This is a genomic window from Pseudarthrobacter sp. W1I19, from assembly GCF_030817835.1.
GTDB lineage: Bacteria > Actinomycetota > Actinomycetes > Actinomycetales > Micrococcaceae > Arthrobacter.
In genome coordinates, this window is the sequence record NZ_JAUSZR010000001.1 from 2,131,676 (window position 1) to 2,149,668 (window position 17,993).

Genomic DNA, 17,993 nt, shown 5'->3' on the forward strand with positions numbered 1-17,993 from the left:
TGACTCGTCAGCAGAAGTTTTGGTGTTCCGGGGAAGTGCTAGGACGTCCGGGAAGTCAGCCAGATGGTGAAAGCAATGATGACGCCGAGGCCTGCAACCCAGACGAACAGGCCCTCAGCCACGGGGCCCAGCGATCCCAGGTCAGCGCCGCCGGGGGAGCCGCTGGTTTCGATCTGCTTGAGGAAGGTGATGACATCGCGCTTGCCCTCAGGGGTGATGTTGGAATCGCTGAAGACCGGCATGTTCTGCGGACCGGTGACCATTGCCTCATAGATGTGCTTGCCCGAAACATCGGCCAGGGCAGGAGCGAACTTACCGCGGGTGAGCGCACCGCCGGCAGCAGCCGCGTTGTGGCACATGGCGCAGTTGGTACGGAAGAGTTCGCCACCGGCGGCTGCGTCACCCTTCTTGTCCAACATGCTTTCCTCAGGAAGAGCCGGGCCGGCGCCCAGGGAGGCGACGTAGGCTGCAAGCTGGTGGGTCTGTTCGTCGTTGAACTGAACAGGCTTCTCCAGCGCCTGGGGTCCGTTCATCTGCATGGGCATGCGGCCGGTACCAACCTGGAAGTCGACAGCAGCAGCCCCGACGCCCACGAGCGACGGACCATCCTTGGAACCGCTGGCGCCCATGCCGTGGCAGGTGGCGCAGTTGGCGGCGAAAAGCTTTCCGCCTTCCTCGACGTCACTTGTGCTGTACGTGGTGGTGGAAGCCTTGGCCTCGTTGACGGTGGTGGCCACGGCGTACAGCCCGCCAGTGATGAGGAGGCCCATCAGTAGGAGGGCAATGACTGCCAGTGGGTGTCGCCGCTTTTGCGAGAGTGCCTTCACGTGGTGGTTCCTTTATTCGATCCTGGGCGGGCTCCGGGAGCCGCTACCTGAAATTCTGCCTCTTGTAGAAAAAGAATCAAAGCTGGCTACTTGAGGACGTAGATGACCAGGAAGAGGCCGATCCAGACGACATCCACAAAGTGCCAGTAGTACGAGGTGACAATCGCTGACGTGGCTTCGAAGTGCCCGAACTTCTTCGCGGCGAAGGACCGGCCCATGATCAGGAGGAAGGCAACAAGCCCGCCGATCACGTGGAGGCCGTGGAAGCCGGTGGTCATGTAGAAGGCCGAACCGTAGGCGTTGGAGGAGAGCGAAACGTGCTCGGAAACCAGCATCGCGTATTCAGTGGCCTGGCCGGCGACGAAGAACGCACCCATCAGGAATGTGAGGGTGAACCATTCGTTCATTCCCCAGCGGGCGAACTGGAAAGCCCCGCCTGTTTTGCGCGGCTGCAGCCGCTCGGCGGCGAAGACACCCATCTGGCAAGTAAAGGAACTGGCCACGAGGACGATCGTGTTGACGAGCGCAAAGGGGAAGTTGAGCTTGGCTGTCTCCTCGGCCCACATCTCGCCGCTGGTGGAGCGGAGCGTGAAGTACATGGCAAAGAGACCGGCGAAGAACATCAACTCGCTGGAGAGCCACACTACGGTTCCAACGGAAACCATATTGGGGCGGTTCAGCGTGGGGTGCGCCGGGGTACTGGGGGCATGGGTCGCAGATGTCACATAGACATTATGTCTGTAAAACTCCGTGCTGCCCAACGCAAACCGGCTTTTCGGGGGACTTTTTCTACAAAGACGCGAAATCGCCCGGAAAAGTTCCCTTGACGGTTCACATTGGTCAGCCGCGGCTATCCCTCGATAGCATCAGCAAGTGACTTCACAGGCATCTGCAGCATTGGCGGACAACACGTGGCCCCGGCTGATTTCGGCCCTGATCAACGGCAAGGACCTCACTGCGGACAGCACCGCGTGGGCCATGGACACCATCATGTCCGGGGAAGCGACATCAGCCCAGATCGCGGGATTCCTGGTTGCCCTTAGCGCCAAGGGCGAAACCGTCGAAGAGCTCTCAGGCCTCGTGGACGCCATGCTGGCCCACGCTAATCCGGTGTCGATTTCCGGCGAAAAGCTGGACATCGTTGGTACCGGTGGTGACCAACTCAACACCGTAAACATTTCCACCATGGCCGCCCTGGTTGCTGCCGGGGCCGGCGCCAAAGTGGTCAAGCACGGCAACCGCGCGGCGTCGTCGTCGTCGGGGTCAGCGGATGTGCTGGAGGCTTTGGGAGTCCGGCTGGACCTGTCCATCGACCAGGTGGCCCGCAACGCCGAGGTGGCCGGAATCACCTTCTGTTTCGCGCAGGTGTTCCATCCGTCTTTCCGTCATACGGCCGTGCCGCGGAAGGAACTGGCTATTCCTACTGCCTTCAATTTCCTGGGTCCGCTGACCAACCCTGCCCGGGTTCAGGCGTCGGCAGTGGGCGTAGCCAACGCCAGGATGGCGCCCCTGGTGGCCGGTGTCCTGGCCCAGCGGGGGAGCCGGGGCCTGGTATTCCGTGGCAATGACGGCCTGGACGAACTCACTACCACCGGCCCCTCTACCGTGTGGGAAATCCGCAACGGTACCGTGGTGGAGCAGTTGTTCTCTCCGGAGGACCTCGGGATCAGGCTAGCCACCGTGGAACAGCTCCGCGGCGGCGATGCCCAGGCGAATGCTGGCGTAGTCCGCGAAGTGCTCGCGGGCAAGGAGGGGCCCGCCCGGGACGCCGTCCTCCTCAACGCAGCTGCCGGCCTGGTGGCATTTGATACCGGCGCGGAAGGTCCCCTGCTCGAACGCATGCGGACTGCCTATGCGCGGGCAGCTGAATCCATTGCGTCCGGGGCCGCAGCCGCGGTGCTGGAGAAATGGGTGTCGCTCAGCCGTTCCTGACGGTTCGGGCCCTCTACTCGAAACCGAGGGCGAACGCTGCGTCCAGGTCGTGCTGGGAGTAGGCGCGGAATGCGATATGCGTGGTGGTGTGGACCACTGCGGGAACCTTGGAGAGCCGGTCCGCAATGACATCGGCAAGGTCCTCGTGCTGCCGTACCCGTGCGACCGCGATCAGGTCCCATTCACCCGTCACTGAATAAACCTCGCTGATGCCCTCGATTGCTGAGATCTCTTCGGCAGTTTCAGGAATGCGGGCAGCGTCGGTCTTGATCAGAACGAATGCGGTGATCACGTTTAATCCTTTCGGATCTGTTGCGCCGTAGCAGGGCCCGGCAGGCTTCTCGGTGCTGCCAGCCTATTACATCCCGGTCCGGACCCGGCGGGATCATCAGTGCCCTGTGTCAGTTCTTCCGGAACCGCCGTGCTCCTGCCCATGCCAGGCGCCAGCCAACCAGCAGCAGCCCCAGGTTCAGCAAGGCAACGATGATGAACGGCAGTACCACCGTTTGGTTTGTGAGGAGGCGGAGTACCATGCCGCCGGCCAGGGCCCCGAGCCAGACTGACAGGCCCGCCCGGCGCACGGCCAGCGGGTTGCGCCAGGCTTTGGAGGCCAGCCAGCCCAGGGCCGCTCCCGCCAGGAAGGGCCACGCGGTCAGGAATACGCCGGCCACCACATCGCCCCGTTGGTGTGCGTCCCGGCCCACGGCAGCAAACACCAGGATCAGGACGGCGTCCGTGATGGCTGCGGCTGCAATCCGCCGCAGGGAAAGGGACGGAACCGGCCGTTGAATTGAAGGGGTCATGATTTCGAGCCTAGCAATTCAATGTGCTGCCCGTTTGCCGTCCGACGCCACCCCTTGTACCTGCCCCCGCAACTGGGCAGGATGGACAAATCCGGGCGTCGGGAAGGGCGGGACATGCGGTTGATCCAGGTAGCGCAGCACGCAGGCGACCTCGAGCGGGCGGCCGGCTTCTATTCGGAACTGCTCGCCGTCCAGCCCACAGCAGTGTTCGACCCGCCCGGCCTGGTGTTCTTCGACCTCGACGGCCTGCGGCTGTTGCTGGAGCGGGAAGCCCCGCGGGCGCTGCTCTACCTCGAGGTTCCCGATGTGAGGAGGTCTGTGGCCGAGCTTAAGGGCAGGGGAGTCGAAGTCTTGGCAGATGCGCACATCATCTTCAGCCACAGTGACGGGCTGCTGGGGCCGGCCGGCACGGATGAGTGGATGGCCTTCATCAGGGACAGCGAGGGCAATACCTTGGGGCTTGTCAGCCAGCTTCCCGCGCAGGGGGCAGCACAGGACCCGGAGCGTACCTGAGTGCGTTGTGCCTTTCGGGTACCGCCACTAGGCTCAAGCCGGAAGGGAGCAACCTATGCCACGCACCATTGGAACCTGTCTGTGGTTCGAGAACGAGGCGGAACAGGCAGCCGAGTTCTACACCTCGGTTTTTGATAACTCCAAGATCCTGAATGTCTCACGTCTCGAAGGTGCGCCGGGCCCCGAAGGGCAAGCCGTCGCCGTCGAATTCGAGCTGGAAGGACGCACCTTCACCGCGCTGAACGGTGCGCGTGGCGCCGTTTTTACCGAAGCTGTTTCATTTATGGTCGACTGCGAGGACCAGGAAACGGTGGACCGCTATTGGTCAGCCCTGACCGACGGCGGCAGCGAAAGCCAGTGCGGCTGGCTCAAGGACCGCTTCGGGGTTTCCTGGCAGGTCATTCCGTCCGTGCTTACCTCGCTGATCGCCGGGACGGATCCACTCGGTTCCCGGCGGGCGATGCAGGCGATGCTGGGGATGCGGAAGCTGGACATCGCGGAGCTGAAGAAGGCTTACGACGGCTGAGGCCCCTGAGTTACCAGCGTTCGCCGGCTGCATCCGGGGTGAAGTGCAGGGCTGGGGGATAGCATCGGTGCTGATGAACAAACCGCTGTGGATCTGCTGCCTCGTGGGCGCCGCCGTCGGAATAGCCGTGGGCCTGGCTGTCTTTGACAGCCCGTTCATTGGTTTCGCGCTGGGACTGGGCCTCGGGGCGGTGCTGGCTGCGGGCATTGGCCAGCGGCACTAGGACCGCAGGGAAACGCGCCTGCGAATACGTCCTTGGGGAAGCGGGCGCCGCTTCAGGTGTTACTTGACATAATGTAGATTATCGGCACTTTGCCAAGGAGCTTCGAAAGGGGTCGGGCGCCTAATCCGGGCACGCCGGTTCCGGCCCTCGCAAATGCGCTCCCGCCCACAAATCCGCAGGTCATCATTGTCTTATCCGAAGTGCTCGTTAAGAATGAACCAATGACGGTCTATGTGCGATCCCTTGAAACAGCTGTCCCGAAGACCATGCTGATCCAGACCCAAGCCCGCGACGTGTTCGCGGCCCAGCCAGGTTTGACCAGGCTTGGTTCGCGGCTGGTCAATACCTGCTTTGACTCGGCCGCCATCGACACCCGTTTCACCGCCGTTGAGGAACTCACCAACGATTTCCGCTCCGACAACCCGCAGTTCTACGATCCGGCCACCGGCCTGTTGCTGAACCCCAGCACTAAGGTCCGCAACGAGATCTTCGGCCGTGAGGCCACCAAGCTCTTTGTGGACGCTGCCCGTGCCGCCGTCGCAGCCGCCCCTGAACTCGATTTACTTGACATAACTCATCTCATTACCGTCTCGTGCACCGGCTTCTTCAATCCCGGACCTGATTACAAGATTGTCCGCGAACTCGGCCTGGATCCGGCCGTGCAGCGCTACCACCTCGGATTTATGGGCTGCTACGCGGCATTCCCGGCGCTGCGGGCAGCGAAACTGTTTTGCGAAGCGGATCCGAACGCGGTGGTGCTGGTGGTCTGCGCCGAACTCTGCTCCCTGCACGTCCGCACGTCCAATGATCCAGACACGATCATGGGCTCGGCCCTGTTCGCCGATGGTGCCGCGGCCGCCGTCGTCACAGCCCGCACCGGCGCTGAGGAACAGTCGCTGCTCCAGCTGGACCACTTCGAAACCGTCCTCACGCCGGTCGGCGAGGACTCCATGGCCTGGAACATCGGCGACCACGGGTTTGAAATGGTGCTGGGAAATTACGTGCCGCACATCATCGATGACCACATCGTGGGCGCCCTGCAGCCCCTCCTGGCCAAGGATCCGGAACTGGTAGCACTCCCCTACGCGTCCATCCGCCACTGGGCCATCCACCCCGGCGGCCGCAGCATCCTGGATAAGGTCCAGTCCCGGCTCGGCCTCACCGACGAGCAGCTGGTCCCTGCGCGCGAGACACTGCGCAACTACGGGAACATGAGCAGCTCCACGGTGCTGTTTGTGCTCAAACACATCCTGGAACAGGCTCCCGAAGACGGCGACGAACGGATCTGCTCCATGGCCTTCGGTCCCGGGCTCACAGTGGAGACAGGACTGTTTACCAAGCTGCGGCAAGCACGTGCCGGAAGGCACCCGGACCCGGTGACCGGGCACGCGGCGGCGGAAGTGCCGGTCGCCTGAGACCGGTGGACGTCCTGATGCGGCGGCGGGCCGCCGATGCCGTGGAACTGATGGACCTGCCGGACTGCGACCCCCGGCTCCTGGACAACACCTACCGCCAGTTCGGGCTTGTCAACCGGATGCTGTCCGGCTGGCGGAAGCTGTACATCCGGGAACTTCGGCCGGCGCTGGAGAAAAGCGCCGCTCCCGCCCGGCTGCTGGATATCGGCTCCGGCGGCGGCGACCTGGCCTGCCAACTCGCGGAATGGGCCCGCCGCGACGGATTGGCGCTGCGGATCACCGGCATTGACCCGGACGCCCGGGCGGCCGCCTTCGCCCGCAGGCGTCCCGCGCTGGACGGGGTTGAATTCCGGCAGGCGCACAGCTCAGACCTGGTCCGGGAAGGTATCAGCTTCGACTTCGTCATCTCCAACCACGTGCTCCACCATCTCCCGGCCGCCGATCTGCAACAGCTCCTCTCTGACTCCGCGGCGCTGGCCAGCCGGAAAGTCCTCCACAACGACCTCCGCCGCAGCGCCGCCGCCTACGCGCTCTTCTGGGCCGCGGCCCTGCCGTTCCGCCAGTCCTACATCCGCGTTGACGGCCTGACCTCCATCCGCAGGAGCTACACGCCAGCGGAATTGTCGGCAGTCGCCCCGCCGGGCTGGATAGTGGAACCGGCCGCGGCCTTCCACCAGGTTCTCGCCCTGCACAGGAACTGACATGGCAACGGACGTCCTCATTATTGGCGGGGGCCCTGTCGGATTGTTCCTCGCAGCTCTGTTGCTCCAGGACGGCGCCAGCGTCAGGGTGCTTGAACAGCGGCACACGAGGAACCTGCACACCCGCGCGATCGGCATCCACCCGCCCGCCCTAGAGGCGTTGCACCAGGTGGGGATTGCCGGGTCCGCAGTCGAGGACGGGGTCCAGATCCGGGAGGGGATGGCGGTCAGCGGCGGGAAGACCGTTGGCACCATGTCCTTTGGCGGAGTCTCCGATGCGTTCCCGTTTGTGCTGGCACTGCCCCAGTACCGTACCGAGGAGCTCCTGGAGGAGCGTGTCCGCCAGCTTGACGGCGAGTCGATCGTGCGGGGCGTGCGGGCCACGGAAGTTACGGACGACGGCGGCCAGGTCACCGTTGTTGGGCAGGCCGGCGGACCGGAAAGGTGTCATGAGGTGAAGTTCGGCGCGTCCCTCGTGGTGGCGGCCGACGGCGCGCGGTCCCAGGTGCGCAGTCTTCTGGACATTCCACTGGACAGCAGGAGCTACCCCGACCACTACCTGATGGGCGATTTCCAGGATCCGGGGCTCCATGGCGAAAGAGCCGTTTTGTTCCTTGAGCCCGGCGGAATCGTTGAGTCATTCCCCTTGCCCGGGGGTATCCGGCGGTGGGTGGTGCGGCTGGGCCGTCCCGCCGGCAGCGCCGGTCCAGTCCAGCTGGCAGAGCTGGTGCGGGAACGTACCGGGATCCTTCCGGACGCGCGGACCAGCACCATGCTGAGCGCCTTCAGCGTCCGGTCCGCCCTCACCCGCAAGATGGCCGCGGGACGGGTTGTCCTGATCGGAGACGCAGCACACGAGATCAGCCCTATCGGCGGCCAGGGCATGAACCTCGGCTGGCTGGATGCCCAGGCCCTCTCCCCCATCATCCTGGCGTCGTTGGCGGGCGGCCGGAAGGACTCGACGGACCGGCAGTTCGAGGAGTTCGACGCCTGCCGGCGTCAGGCGGCGATAGTGGCCAGGCGCCAGTCCGAAATCAACATGATGCTGGGCCGGCCGCTGCCGGAGCCCCTGCTGGCCCTGCGGAACCTGGGAATCCGCGCCGCTGCTGCCAGCCCGGCCGTCAATCTCTGGGTTGCCCGGCGCTTCACCATGCAGTCACTGGCACGCGGCCGGCTCCCCAGCAGCGCCTACCGGTAGTAGCAGTCGTAACTGTCCTGGCTGACAATCAACCCCTCGCGCACCTCAAAGACGGAGGACGTCCTGGCCCGGATGGTTTCACCCCGGTCCCAGTAGCGGAGGTCCATCGCAGCCGTCGCAGACCAGTCGGCTTCGACAGCCACGCGGCCGCCCTCACAGGTGGTCCGCCGGATGACAAACTCCTGGTGGGACACGACGTCGGAGCTTTGGTCCGCTCCCTGCAGGACTTCGGTCAGTGTCCGGGTGGACCCCTCGGGCGCCAGGAGGTGCGGAGCTTCCACCAGCACAAACGAGTCAGCAAGGAAAGGCCGGATTCCGGCCGCTCCCCCGCCTGCTTCAAGGACGCGGATGAACCCCAGGACGCTATCCAGGGGTGAGGTTTGCGGTGCAGGCTCGTGCTGCGGGAAAGGGTCAGGCATGGGATAGACACTAGCTGAGCGTGCCTCTGGCAGGGGGCCACTAGGCTTTGCTCATGAGCCAGAGCACGCCCGGGACAGACCTCACTGCCGAACAAATCCGCGAAACCGTGGAGCAGATCCTCGCCCCCGGGACGCTTCCGCCCATAGTGCAGGCCGGCCACCCCGCCCTCCGCCAGCGCGCCGCAGCATTTGACGGGCAGCTCTCCGGCGAGCTGCTGACCAGGCTGATCAACGTCATGCGCGAGGTGATGCACCAGGCGCCCGGTGTGGGCCTCGCAGCGCCGCAGCTCGGGATTCCCCTGCAGCTGGCCGTCCTCGAGGATCAGTACGACGTCGATCCCGAAGCCGCTGCCCTTCGGAACCGGAGCCCGCTGGAGTTCCTGGCCGTCGTGAACCCCCGCTATACACCGCTTGGCCCCGGGTTCGCCTCTTTTTATGAAGGTTGCCTGTCGCTCAACGGCCTGCAGGCTGTGGTTGCCCGCCACGAACAAGTACTGCTCGAATTCCAGACCCCGGACGGAGCGGCCGCGCGGCGGGAGTTTTCCGGCTGGCAGGCCCGGATTGTGCAGCATGAGACGGACCACCTGAATGGTGTGCTGTACGTGGACCGTGCCCAGTTGCGGTCGCTCAGCAGCAACGCCGAATATGCGGCACATTGGGCGGAAGCAGGCATCAGCAGGGCCCAGCAGGGGCTGGGTTTCGACGCAGGTCCGGCCGGCATCAGCCGCAGCTGACCCTCCCGCCCCCAGCAGCGCCGAAGTAGGGGCGGCAGCAGCGCCATAAGATGGATCCCATGCCCTCCACCACGGACCTGCCGCTGCTGTGCCCGGTGTGCTCCCATCCCCTGGACCTTCTGGCAGCGGATACGGGCCAGGGCCGCCTGGCCTGCCCTTCCGGCCACAGTTTCGATGCCGCGCGGCAGGGATACTTCAACCTGCTGGTGGGTAAGGGGACGGCCTTCGAGGCCGACTCGGCCGCCATGGTCCAGGCCCGCGCCGACTTTCTGGGGAACGGCCATTACGGGCCCCTCGCGGATGCGGTGGCAGCCGCCGTCGTGCCCTTCCTCCCGGCGGGCGGCGCTGCGGTCCTGGATTCGGGAACGGGGACGGGACACTACCTTCGGACCCTGCTCGATACTGCGTCAGCCCGGGGCCGGAATGTCACTGCCCTTGGCCTGGACATCTCGAAGTTCGCGCTCCGCCGTGCCGCGCGGCTCAATCCGGAAGCTGTGAACCTGGTCTGCGACATCTGGCAGCCCCTACCGCTGGCAGACGAGGCCGTGGATGCCGTCACCGTGATCTTTGCCCCGCGCAACGCTGCAGAATTTGCCCGCGTACTGCGGCCGTCCGGGCGGCTGGTGGTGGTGACGCCCAGGACCGGGCACCTGGCCTCCCTCGCAGCGGTGGCCGGCATGCTGGGCATCGAGGAGGGCAAGGAAGCCCGGCTCGCCGAAGCAATGGGCGGCCATTTCGACGCCGAAACAACCTTCGACGTCGACATTCCGTTGGCGCTGACCCGGCAGGAAGCCGCGGACCTTGCGTTTATGGGGCCGGCAGGTCACCACCTGGACAGGGCGGCCCTTCTGGCCCGCCTTGGAAGTCTCCCGGAGCCGATCACCGCGGACGCGAAGTTCCAGCTGATGGTCTTCCGCCCCAGGAAGCACGCTGCCGGGTAACGAGTTGGCCACTATCGTCCGGCCACAACTATGAGCCTGCCCACACCTGAGCGGGCGGCACTAAGATTGAAGGACAGTTACTGGCGGGTGCGCGTCCGCGGCTCCCCGTAGCAAAGGGGGAGAACTTGTTCGAATGGCTCGGGGAAAACTGGTGGGCACTGTGGCTCACGGCTTTCCTGGCGTTTGCAGTGATCGAGATGATCACGCTTGACCTGTTTTTCATCATGCTTGGCGGGGGAACCCTGGCCGCCCTCGTGGCCGACTTCGCGGGCGCAGACCTGTGGCTGCAGATCGTGGTGTTCTGCGTGGTGTCACTGCTGATGATCGCCTTCGTCCGGCCCGTGGCCCTGTCCCACCTGAAGAAGGGCCCGTCGGACCAGCGGACCAACGTGGACCGGCTGATCGGTGAACAGGCGCTGGTGATGGAGCCTGTGACCTCGGACAGCGGGCTGGTCAAAATCGGCGGTGACATCTGGACTGCCCGTTCTGCCGGCGGGGTCCTTGCCGCCGGTCAAAAAGTTGTGGTCTCCGCGATCGACGGGGCCACAGCAGTGGTGTCGGCCCCGACCAGTTCCGCGGCCAGTCCAGATACAGCCTGATCAATTGGGGAACAAGGAGATGTATGGATAACGCCGGAGGTACTGCATTGGCCATTGTGCTGGTAGTCCTGATCGTGTTTGTGATAATCGTGCTGGTCCGTTCGGTGCGGATCATTCCGCAGGCGCGCGCGGGCGTGGTGGAACGGCTGGGCAAGTACCAGCGCACGTTGAACCCGGGACTCACCATCCTGATTCCGTTTGTGGACCGGCTCCTGCCGTTGCTGGACCTGCGCGAACAGGTGGTGTCATTCCCGCCGCAGCCGGTCATCACAGAGGACAACCTGGTGGTTTCCATCGACACCGTGGTGTACTTCCAGGTCACGGACCCACGCGCCGCCACCTACGAAATCGCCAACTACATCCAGGCGGTGGAGCAGCTGACCACCACAACCCTGCGCAACGTGGTGGGTGGCCTGAACCTGGAAGAGGCACTCACCTCGCGTGACCAGATCAACGGGCAGTTGCGCGGTGTGCTGGATGAAGCCACCGGCCGTTGGGGCATCCGCGTTTCCCGGGTGGAGCTGAAGGCCATTGACCCGCCCCACTCCATCCAGGACTCGATGGAGAAGCAGATGCGAGCGGAACGGGACCGGCGTGCAGCCATCCTGACCGCCGAGGGTACCAAGCAGTCTGCCATCCTGACGGCCGAGGGCCAGCGGCAGGCGTCCATCCTTGCCGCGGAAGGCGATGCCAAAGCGGCCATCCTCCGTGCCGACGGTGAGGCCCAGGCCATCCAAAAGGTCTTTGACGCCATCCACAAGGGCAACCCGGACCAGAAACTGCTGGCGTACCAATACCTGCAGACCCTTCCGAAGCTGGCGGAGGGTTCCTCGAACAAGCTGTGGATCATCCCCAGTGAAGTCGGCGAAGCCCTCAAGGGCATCGGCAGTGCCCTGGGTGGAACCACCCCCGAGACCGGGGTGGCCGGCCTGTTCGATGAGGTGGGAGCCAAGCCCTCCGAGCCCTAGGACGTGCATTGCCAGGCAATGGAGGGGATCCGCACTTCAGCGCGGATCCCGCCATTTTGGCTGGCATGGCATGGCACCCGTATAATTGGGTATTTGTCTGGCAGGACTAGATCCGCTGGAACAACCAAGCTTCGCAATGCGTTGAATCTAAGGATGCAGCACAGTGCACAAAGTAGTCCGGAGGCGCTTGGCGCCGCCGGCTAACGCGGGTTTCTTTACCGCGAACCGACCAGAGGGAGAAATCATGAGCGATCGCAGCCTGCGGGGCATGCGCCTAGGCGCGCAGAGCATGGAGACCGAGTCCGGAGTCGAGCCGGCTCCGCGCCAGCGCGTCGAATACCGGTGCGAAGACGGCGAGCAGGTCTTTGTCACCTTCTCCTCCGAAGCGGAGATTCCTCCGGTATGGGTTTCCAAGACCGGCAAGGAAGCGCTCCTGGTTGACGGCGAACGCCCGGACACCAGCAATGATAAAGCTGTCCGTACACACTGGGACATGCTGCTGGAACGCCGCTCCCTGCCGGAACTGGAGCAGATCCTCGAGGACCGCCTCACCATCCTGCGTGAACGCCGTGGAGAACGCCGCTCCGCGTAACACCCCGAAAACAGCAAATGGGCCGTCCCGCACACTGTGCGGGACGGCCCATTTGTTTTAGTACGGCTTGGCTACCGCCGTGCCTTCGCCTTGCGGGTGAGGGTGTTCCAGCGGGCCTGGAGTCCCCATTTGGTGACGTTGATCATGGCTTCGACCACGATGTTGCCGCTCATTTTGGAGGCGCCGAGTTCGCGCTCAACGAAGGTGATGGGGCGTTCCTCAATCCGCAGCCCCATCCGGGACACCCGCCAGGCGAGGTCCACCTGGAAGCCGTAGCCCACCGAGTCCACCTGGTCCAGGTTCAGCTTTTCCAGCGTGGTCCTGCGGAAGGCGCGGTAGCCGCCGGTAACATCCTTGATCTTCAGGCCCAGCATCAGCCGGGCGTAGGTGCTGCCCACCCGGGAGATGGCCTGCCGGTAGAGGGGCCAGTTCACCACGCTACCGCCGGGGACCCAGCGCGAACCCATGGCCAGGTCAGCGCCCTGGTCAATAGCTTCCAGCAGCTGGGGCAACTGTTCGGGCTGGTGGGAACCATCGGCGTCCATTTCCACCAGCACGTCGTATCCGGCGTCCAGGCCCCACTTGAAACCGGCGATGTAGGCGGCACCCAGGCCTTCCTTGCCCTTGCGGTGCAGGACATGGACCTGGGAGTCCTCGGCGGCGATCCCGTCGGCGAGCTGGCCGGTGCCATCTGGGCTGTTGTCATCCACTACCAGCACGTCCGAGGCCGGGACGGCTGCACGGAGCCGCTGCAGTGTGATGGGCAGCGATTCCAGCTCGTTGTAGGTAGGGATGATCGTAAGGACGCGCACAGAGAGCCTTCCTGGTGGGAGCAGTCGGTGCGCCCGCTGGCCGCGAAACCGGCGGCGGGCGCAGCTACCCATTATAGGGCGCCGGACAAACGGGTCAGGAACGCAGGGCTGGACTGGAGTACAGCTCCATGCCGTCGCGCACCGTCTGCAGGCATACCGGATCCGTACCGGTATCCAGCGCCGGCAGCAGGGGTGTCCGCGCCCGCGGGTCGGTGCTCCACGACTGGACCCGGCCATCAGCCACCTGGACCATCAGTTCCTCAACCTCCCAGACGGCGAAGCTCGCCGGAGCACCAGGTACCAACTGGCCCGCCATCGGGTTGGTATACCTGGCCGCCCGCCATCCGGCCCGGGTGTGGCCCAGGAACGCCGCACGCGCAGAGATCCGTTGTTCCTCGTTGTGGTGTTCCAGGCAGGCCCGGACGCTGGACCATGGGCGCAATGGTGTCACCGGGCTGTCACTGCCGAAGCAGACCGGAACACCTGCCGAGTACAGGCTCGCAAAGGGGTTCATGGTTTTGCTCCGCTCCCCCAGCCGCTTCTCGTAAAGACCACCGGAACCACCCCAGGCAGCATCAAAAGCAGGCTGGGCACTGACGGTCACTGAGAAGCGCGCCAAAGTTTCCACCGAGGCGGCGTCAACCATTTCCACATGTTCGAACCGGTGGCCGGCAGCCCTGACCCGCTGCTCCCCCACCTCGCCGGCCGCGAGTTCCAGCGCCTTCAGGGCAGCGTCCAGTCCGGCGTCACCAATAATGTGGAACCCGCCCTGGATACCGGCCAGCGAGCATGCCGCCAGATGGGCTGCCGCCTCCTCGACGCTAAGGTACAGGCTGCCGGTTTCACCGCCGGCGTCAGTGTAGCCGGACCTCAGGGCTGCGGTTCGGGACCCGATGGAGCCATCGATATTGAGGTCGCCTGCCAGGCCGCGGACACCTGGGCCCAGCTGGTCAAGGATCGAGCGGGCGTGTTCTTCGGACGACGCCAGCTCGCCCCAGTACGGAAGAACTTCAGGGGTTGGGCTGCCCTCACCCTCGAGGTTGTTCCAGGTCCGGGCCACCCGGAGGTCCTCAGCGCCGCCAATGTGCGGAGCGCCCATCTCCACCAAGGCCACGTAGCCGTGGGATGCGGCCTCCGCCAGCGCACGTTCCTGATGCCTGCGGAGGACGTCGTCGGGGAGCCGGCGCGTTGCTTGCCGGGCAGCTGCGTGAGCTGCGCGGGTGACCCGTGCGCCGCCGTCGTACCCGTCAAGGCCGTGAAGGGCGGCGGCGCCCGCCAACGACGGTGATACCAGCGCGGAGTGCACGTCCACCCGGGAGAGGTAGACAGGCCGTCCCCCCGAAGCGCGTTCCAGTTCCTCCGCGCTCGGCAGCGCAGCATCAACCCAGGTGGTGTCATCCCAGCCGTGGCCAAGGACAGGACCGTCACCCGGGGCTGCGGCCACCGAATCCAGGAGTTCCCTGGCCGAGGAAACGCCCTGCAGCACCAGGGAGTCCAGGGCCATGCCGGTCTCCGTCAGGTGTATATGGGAGTCAATGAATCCCGGCGCCACCAGGGCCCCGCGGAGGTCGATGATTTCCATGGAGTTGTCGGCGATGGAGGATGCCGCCTGCTCCGACCCCACCCAGGCCACCGTGTCACCGTCCACCAGCATGGCCGTGGCGAAGGGGTCGGCTGCCGTGTAGACGGATCCGTTGCGGTAGAGCACTGGTCGAGACTTCTGGCCCGATTCGGGCTGTGGTGCAGGGCTGGGCATGGGAAGGCGAACTCCTAAGGGTCAGTGGGCCGGCCGGCAGCCGGCAGGGAAATCAGAGGCAAGCGGAAATCAGAGGACAGACGAATATGCCACGACGCCGCGGCGGATGAGTGAGATGGCATCCGAACAGAGGCGGGCCAGGCGGGGTTCGAGGCCGGGGATCTTCGCGAGCTGGTCCAGCAGGTCAACCACCTGTTTCACCCACCGCACAAAGTCTCCGGCGGCGAGGTCAGTCCCGCTGAGAACGTCCTGCAAATGCCGGCCGCGGGCCCACTTGTAGAGCGGCCACACGAGGCCCAGCTCCGGCTCGCCGGTCAGTGGCAGTTTGTTGTCCTCTTCCACGTCCTCCAGTGCGGACCATTCCCTGACCACGATGTCCACAGAAGTCTCCAGGGAGATGCTGGGCATCCGGGGCCGGAGACCCCGGTCCTCGCGCTTGGCCTGGTACACCAGGACGCTGGCAAGGGCAGCGACTTCAACGGCATCGAGGTCATGGAAGGCACCCAGCCGCAGGGACTGTGAGATCAGCAGGTCCTTTTCGCCGTAAATCCGGCGCAAGCGCTGGCCATCCGGGCTGATGATCAGCTGACCGTCACCGGCGGGTTCCAGGTAACCATAGGAGGACAGCACATCGCAGACACGGTCAAACGTCTTGGCGATGGTGTTGGTGCGGCCCTGGATCTGCCGGACCAGCCCGTCGGTTTCGCGCCGGAGCTTCCACCAGCGTTCTGACCAGCGGGCGTGGTCCTCGCGTTCGCTGCAGCCGTGGCAGGGGTGCGCGCGGAGCGCACGGCGGAGTTCTGCGATGCGCTTTTCCTGGTTGGGCAGGGCGGTGGCGAGGCCAAAATCGTTGTTGCGGTTGTTGCCCGGGGCGGGCGGGCGGTTCTCCCGCAGCGCGTTCCGCGCCGAGGATGCCAGGTCCCGCCGCGACTTGGGAACTTTGGCGTTGAAAGACTTGGGGATCCGGATGCGGGTGACCGGTGAGATGGGCCCCTCCAGGTCATCGTTGCCGATCCGGCGCAACTGGTTGTCCAGTGTCAGCACGGCAGGCCGCGGCTCCCGGCTGCTGTGGTCCGAGCTGAGCACAATGGCCGGCCCGGGCGCCCTTCCACCGGGGACATTGACCACGTCGCCGGGAAGCAGACGGGCCAGCGAATCATCGTTGAGCGATTTGCGCGCGCGTGACTTGGTCCGCGAGGTGACGTTTTCGGCGTCGGACAATTCACGGCGCAACCTGGCGTACTCGGTGAAGTCCCCAAGGTGGCAGGTCATCGACTTGGCGTACCCGGCCAGCGATTCCTCCCGGCTGCGGACCTGCTTTGCCAGGCCAACCACCGACCGGTCCGCCTGGAACTGGGCGAAGGAGGATTCCAGGATCTCGCGCGCCCTGGCCCGGCCGAACTGGGCCAGGAGGTTGATGCTCATGTTGTAGGTGGGGCGGAAACTGGAGTTCAGCGGGTAGGTGCGCCGGGATGCCAGGCCCGCAACCGCCGTCGGATCCGTCCCCGGCTGCCAGAGCACCACAGCGTGGCCTTCGATGTCGATGCCGCGCCGTCCGGCGCGCCCCGTCAGCTGGGTGTACTCCCCCGCTGTGATGTCCACGTGCGCTTCACCGTTGAATTTGTCCAGCTTCTCGAGCACCACCGATCGGGCCGGCATGTTGACGCCCAGGGCCAGGGTTTCGGTGGCGAAGACCGCCTTCACAAGTCCGTCGGCGAAGAGTTTCTCCACCACTTCCTTGAACGTGGGGAGCATGCCGGCGTGGTGGGCGGCGAAACCGCGCAGCAGCCCGTCACGCCAGGTCCAGAAACCGAGGACGTCCAGGTCATCCGGCGGGATGTCATGGCCGGCCTCGTCAACGCGCTGGGCGATGATCCGCTGTTCTTTCTCTGTGGTCAGCCACAGGCCCGAGCCCACGCATTGGGCCACGGCGGCATCACACCCGGCGCGGGAAAAGATGAAGGTAATCGCGGGCAGCAGGTCCATCTTGTCCAGGCTCGCGATCACCTGGGGCCGGCTGGCGGGGCGCACACCGCGCTCGTCGCCGCCGCGGCCGGGCCGCTCGTTCCCGCGCCGGCCGCGCTGTCCCCGGCCGGCGGGGCCGGACCTTGCGCGGAAACCCTGCATGCTTTCGCTTCTGGCTACGGTCAGGAGGTCCGGGTTTACATCGAAGCCGCGCCCCCTGGGGTTGTCATTCCTGACGTCCCGGGCCGTTGCTTCCCCGGCCAGTGCCCCGGCCTCAGCGTCGACCGGCGGGGCGATCTCGTCGAATGTGGTTTCCCCGGCGAAGAGATCCATGATCTGCCGGCCCACCATTACGTGCTGCCACAGCGGCACCGGCCGGTGTTCAGAAACAATGATGTCCGTGTCGCCACGGACGGTATCCAGCCAGGCACCGAACTCCTCGGCGTTGGAAACGGTGGCACTGAGGGAGGCCACCTGTACCTCGCTGGGCAGGTGGATGATGACCTCTTCCCAGACGGCGCCGCGGAAACGGTCAGCCAGGTAGTGCACCTCATCCATCACCACGTAACCCAGGTCATCCAGGGTGGCCGAATCCGCGTAGAGCATGTTCCGCAGGACTTCGGTGGTCATTACCACCACAGGAGCGTCGCCGTTGATGCTGGTGTCCCCGGTCAGCAGGCCCACCTTCCCGGCGCCGTACTTTTCGGTCAGCTCGGTGAACTTCTGGTTGCTGAGCGCCTTGATGGGTGTGGTGTAAAAGGCTTTTAGGCCGCGCTGCAAGGCCAGGTAGATGGCGAACTCGCCAACAATTGTTTTACCGGCGCCGGTGGGCGCCGCCACCAGGACTCCCCTGCCCTCCTGCAATGACTTGCACGCCTGGCGCTGGAAATCATCCAGTTCAAAGTCCAGGGTCCTGATGAAGGAGCCTAAATAGGTGGCTGCTTCTGCCCTTCGTTCAGCACTGGCGCGGTATCTTTCGGCGGGAGAAAGCTCCTCTGGATCGCTGGGTCCGGCGGAGGTTGGACCAGTGGAGAACGGCCCGGTATTGGAGGACATATACCAAGCCTAA

At 65.0% G+C, this 17,993-nt stretch carries 20 protein-coding genes; 12 read left to right on the forward strand and 8 right to left on the reverse strand.

Annotated elements, in window-relative coordinates; all coding sequences use genetic code 11:
• Positions 1-38: 38 nt before the first annotated feature.
• Together QF038_RS10030 and QF038_RS10035 are read right to left on the reverse strand one after the other, a co-directional pair.
• Positions 39-827, reverse strand: coding sequence for a cytochrome c (locus QF038_RS10030; protein WP_307610014.1), 789 nt, complete (start codon positions 825-827; stop codon positions 39-41).
• Between the two features lie 86 nt (positions 828-913).
• On the reverse strand, positions 914-1,588 hold the full coding sequence (locus QF038_RS10035) for a heme-copper oxidase subunit III (RefSeq protein WP_255470745.1): 675 nt from the start codon (positions 1,586-1,588) through the stop codon (positions 914-916).
• Positions 1,589-1,700: 112 nt separating this feature from the next.
• Between QF038_RS10035 and trpD the strand changes: the two genes are divergently transcribed.
• Positions 1,701-2,759: an anthranilate phosphoribosyltransferase gene (trpD, locus tag QF038_RS10040; RefSeq protein ID WP_307610015.1), complete on the forward strand. Its 1,059-nt coding sequence runs from the start codon at positions 1,701-1,703 to the stop codon at positions 2,757-2,759.
• 13 nt (positions 2,760-2,772) lie between these two features.
• Here trpD and QF038_RS10045 read toward each other — a convergent pair whose 3' ends face one another.
• Positions 2,773-3,051 carry an Lrp/AsnC family transcriptional regulator gene (locus tag QF038_RS10045; RefSeq protein ID WP_091419975.1) on the reverse strand — a complete coding sequence of 93 codons (279 nt, stop codon included), beginning with the start codon at positions 3,049-3,051 and terminating at the stop codon, positions 2,773-2,775.
• A gap of 109 nt (positions 3,052-3,160) precedes the next feature.
• Positions 3,161-3,562, reverse strand: coding sequence for a DUF3054 domain-containing protein (locus tag QF038_RS10050; RefSeq protein WP_307610016.1), 402 nt, complete (start codon positions 3,560-3,562; stop codon positions 3,161-3,163).
• Positions 3,563-3,676: 114 nt separating this feature from the next.
• On the opposite strand from QF038_RS10050, the gene QF038_RS10055 reads away from it, so the two are divergent.
• The 6 genes from QF038_RS10055 (at position 3,677) to QF038_RS10080 (ending at position 8,138) form a co-directional block, all read left to right on the forward strand.
• Positions 3,677-4,075, forward strand: a complete 399-nt coding sequence (locus tag QF038_RS10055) for a VOC family protein (RefSeq protein ID WP_307610017.1) — start codon at positions 3,677-3,679, stop codon at positions 4,073-4,075.
• A 55-nt stretch (positions 4,076-4,130) separates the two neighbouring features.
• Positions 4,131-4,601 carry a VOC family protein gene (locus tag QF038_RS10060; RefSeq protein ID WP_307610018.1) on the forward strand — a complete coding sequence of 157 codons (471 nt, stop codon included), beginning with the start codon at positions 4,131-4,133 and terminating at the stop codon, positions 4,599-4,601.
• Positions 4,602-4,674: 73 nt separating this feature from the next.
• The gene (locus QF038_RS10065) at positions 4,675-4,824 is read left to right on the forward strand and encodes a hypothetical protein (RefSeq protein ID WP_307610019.1); all 150 of its coding nucleotides are present in this window, start codon (positions 4,675-4,677) and stop codon (positions 4,822-4,824) included.
• Positions 4,825-5,045: 221 nt separating this feature from the next.
• Positions 5,046-6,239, forward strand: coding sequence for a type III polyketide synthase (locus QF038_RS10070; RefSeq protein WP_307610020.1), 1,194 nt, complete (start codon positions 5,046-5,048; stop codon positions 6,237-6,239).
• Between the two features lie 17 nt (positions 6,240-6,256).
• Positions 6,257-6,940 (forward strand): methyltransferase domain-containing protein, encoded by a 684-nt coding sequence (locus QF038_RS10075; protein ID WP_307613441.1) that lies wholly within the window; start codon positions 6,257-6,259, stop codon positions 6,938-6,940.
• A gap of 1 nt (position 6,941) precedes the next feature.
• The gene (locus QF038_RS10080; protein ID WP_307610021.1) at positions 6,942-8,138 is read left to right on the forward strand and encodes an NAD(P)/FAD-dependent oxidoreductase; all 1,197 of its coding nucleotides are present in this window, start codon (positions 6,942-6,944) and stop codon (positions 8,136-8,138) included.
• Here QF038_RS10080 and QF038_RS10085 read toward each other — a convergent pair.
• The gene (locus QF038_RS10085) at positions 8,129-8,557 is read right to left on the reverse strand and encodes a nuclear transport factor 2 family protein (RefSeq protein WP_307610022.1); all 429 of its coding nucleotides are present in this window, start codon (positions 8,555-8,557) and stop codon (positions 8,129-8,131) included. The two genes, QF038_RS10080 and QF038_RS10085, sit on opposite strands and share 10 nt — an antisense overlap.
• Positions 8,558-8,610: 53 nt before the next feature.
• Between QF038_RS10085 and QF038_RS10090 the strand changes: the two genes are divergently transcribed.
• From QF038_RS10090 to QF038_RS10110, 5 genes are all read left to right on the forward strand, one after another.
• Positions 8,611-9,291, forward strand: a complete 681-nt coding sequence (locus tag QF038_RS10090) for a peptide deformylase (protein WP_307610023.1) — start codon at positions 8,611-8,613, stop codon at positions 9,289-9,291.
• 59 nt (positions 9,292-9,350) lie between these two features.
• Positions 9,351-10,232, forward strand: a complete 882-nt coding sequence (locus QF038_RS10095) for a putative RNA methyltransferase (RefSeq protein WP_307610024.1) — start codon at positions 9,351-9,353, stop codon at positions 10,230-10,232.
• A gap of 125 nt (positions 10,233-10,357) precedes the next feature.
• Complete coding sequence (locus tag QF038_RS10100) at positions 10,358-10,831, forward strand: NfeD family protein (protein WP_307610025.1); 474 nt, start codon at positions 10,358-10,360, stop codon at positions 10,829-10,831.
• A gap of 23 nt (positions 10,832-10,854) precedes the next feature.
• Positions 10,855-11,799 carry an SPFH domain-containing protein gene (locus QF038_RS10105; protein WP_307610026.1) on the forward strand — a complete coding sequence of 315 codons (945 nt, stop codon included), beginning with the start codon at positions 10,855-10,857 and terminating at the stop codon, positions 11,797-11,799.
• A 244-nt stretch (positions 11,800-12,043) separates the two neighbouring features.
• On the forward strand, positions 12,044-12,391 hold the full coding sequence (locus QF038_RS10110; protein WP_013600997.1) for an RNA polymerase-binding protein RbpA: 348 nt from the start codon (positions 12,044-12,046) through the stop codon (positions 12,389-12,391).
• A gap of 71 nt (positions 12,392-12,462) precedes the next feature.
• Here QF038_RS10110 and QF038_RS10115 read toward each other — a convergent pair whose 3' ends face one another.
• From QF038_RS10115 to QF038_RS10125, 3 genes are all read right to left on the reverse strand, one after another.
• Positions 12,463-13,203: a polyprenol monophosphomannose synthase gene (locus QF038_RS10115; protein WP_307610027.1), complete on the reverse strand. Its 741-nt coding sequence runs from the start codon at positions 13,201-13,203 to the stop codon at positions 12,463-12,465.
• A 94-nt stretch (positions 13,204-13,297) separates the two neighbouring features.
• On the reverse strand, positions 13,298-14,959 hold the full coding sequence (locus QF038_RS10120) for an amidohydrolase (protein WP_307610028.1): 1,662 nt from the start codon (positions 14,957-14,959) through the stop codon (positions 13,298-13,300).
• Positions 14,960-15,028: 69 nt separating this feature from the next.
• Positions 15,029-17,980, reverse strand: coding sequence for an RNA helicase (locus tag QF038_RS10125; protein WP_307610029.1), 2,952 nt, complete (start codon positions 17,978-17,980; stop codon positions 15,029-15,031).
• Positions 17,981-17,993: the final 13 nt, after the last annotated feature.

Excerpts from the sequence above, each read along its gene's own strand:
- QF038_RS10060 (WP_307610018.1), top strand. The coding sequence starts at position 4,131 with ATGCCACGCACCATTGGAACCTGTCTGTGGTTCGAGAACGAGGCGGAA.
- QF038_RS10090 (WP_307610023.1), top strand. The coding sequence starts at position 8,611 with ATGAGCCAGAGCACGCCCGGGACAGACCTCACTGCCGAACAAATCCGC.
- QF038_RS10075 (WP_307613441.1), top strand. The coding sequence starts at position 6,257 with ATGCGGCGGCGGGCCGCCGATGCCGTGGAACTGATGGACCTGCCGGAC.
- QF038_RS10055 (WP_307610017.1), top strand. The coding sequence starts at position 3,677 with ATGCGGTTGATCCAGGTAGCGCAGCACGCAGGCGACCTCGAGCGGGCG.
- QF038_RS10085 (WP_307610022.1), bottom strand. The coding sequence starts at position 8,557 with ATGCCTGACCCTTTCCCGCAGCACGAGCCTGCACCGCAAACCTCACCC.
- QF038_RS10105 (WP_307610026.1), top strand. The coding sequence starts at position 10,855 with ATGGATAACGCCGGAGGTACTGCATTGGCCATTGTGCTGGTAGTCCTG.
- QF038_RS10050 (WP_307610016.1), bottom strand. The coding sequence starts at position 3,562 with ATGACCCCTTCAATTCAACGGCCGGTTCCGTCCCTTTCCCTGCGGCGG.
- QF038_RS10065 (WP_307610019.1), top strand. The coding sequence starts at position 4,675 with ATGAACAAACCGCTGTGGATCTGCTGCCTCGTGGGCGCCGCCGTCGGA.
- QF038_RS10125 (WP_307610029.1), bottom strand. The coding sequence starts at position 17,980 with ATGTCCTCCAATACCGGGCCGTTCTCCACTGGTCCAACCTCCGCCGGA.
- QF038_RS10080 (WP_307610021.1), top strand. The coding sequence starts at position 6,942 with ATGGCAACGGACGTCCTCATTATTGGCGGGGGCCCTGTCGGATTGTTC.
- QF038_RS10110 (WP_013600997.1), top strand. The coding sequence starts at position 12,044 with ATGAGCGATCGCAGCCTGCGGGGCATGCGCCTAGGCGCGCAGAGCATG.
- QF038_RS10120 (WP_307610028.1), bottom strand. The coding sequence starts at position 14,959 with ATGCCCAGCCCTGCACCACAGCCCGAATCGGGCCAGAAGTCTCGACCA.
- QF038_RS10095 (WP_307610024.1), top strand. The coding sequence starts at position 9,351 with ATGCCCTCCACCACGGACCTGCCGCTGCTGTGCCCGGTGTGCTCCCAT.
- QF038_RS10070 (WP_307610020.1), top strand. The coding sequence starts at position 5,046 with ATGACGGTCTATGTGCGATCCCTTGAAACAGCTGTCCCGAAGACCATG.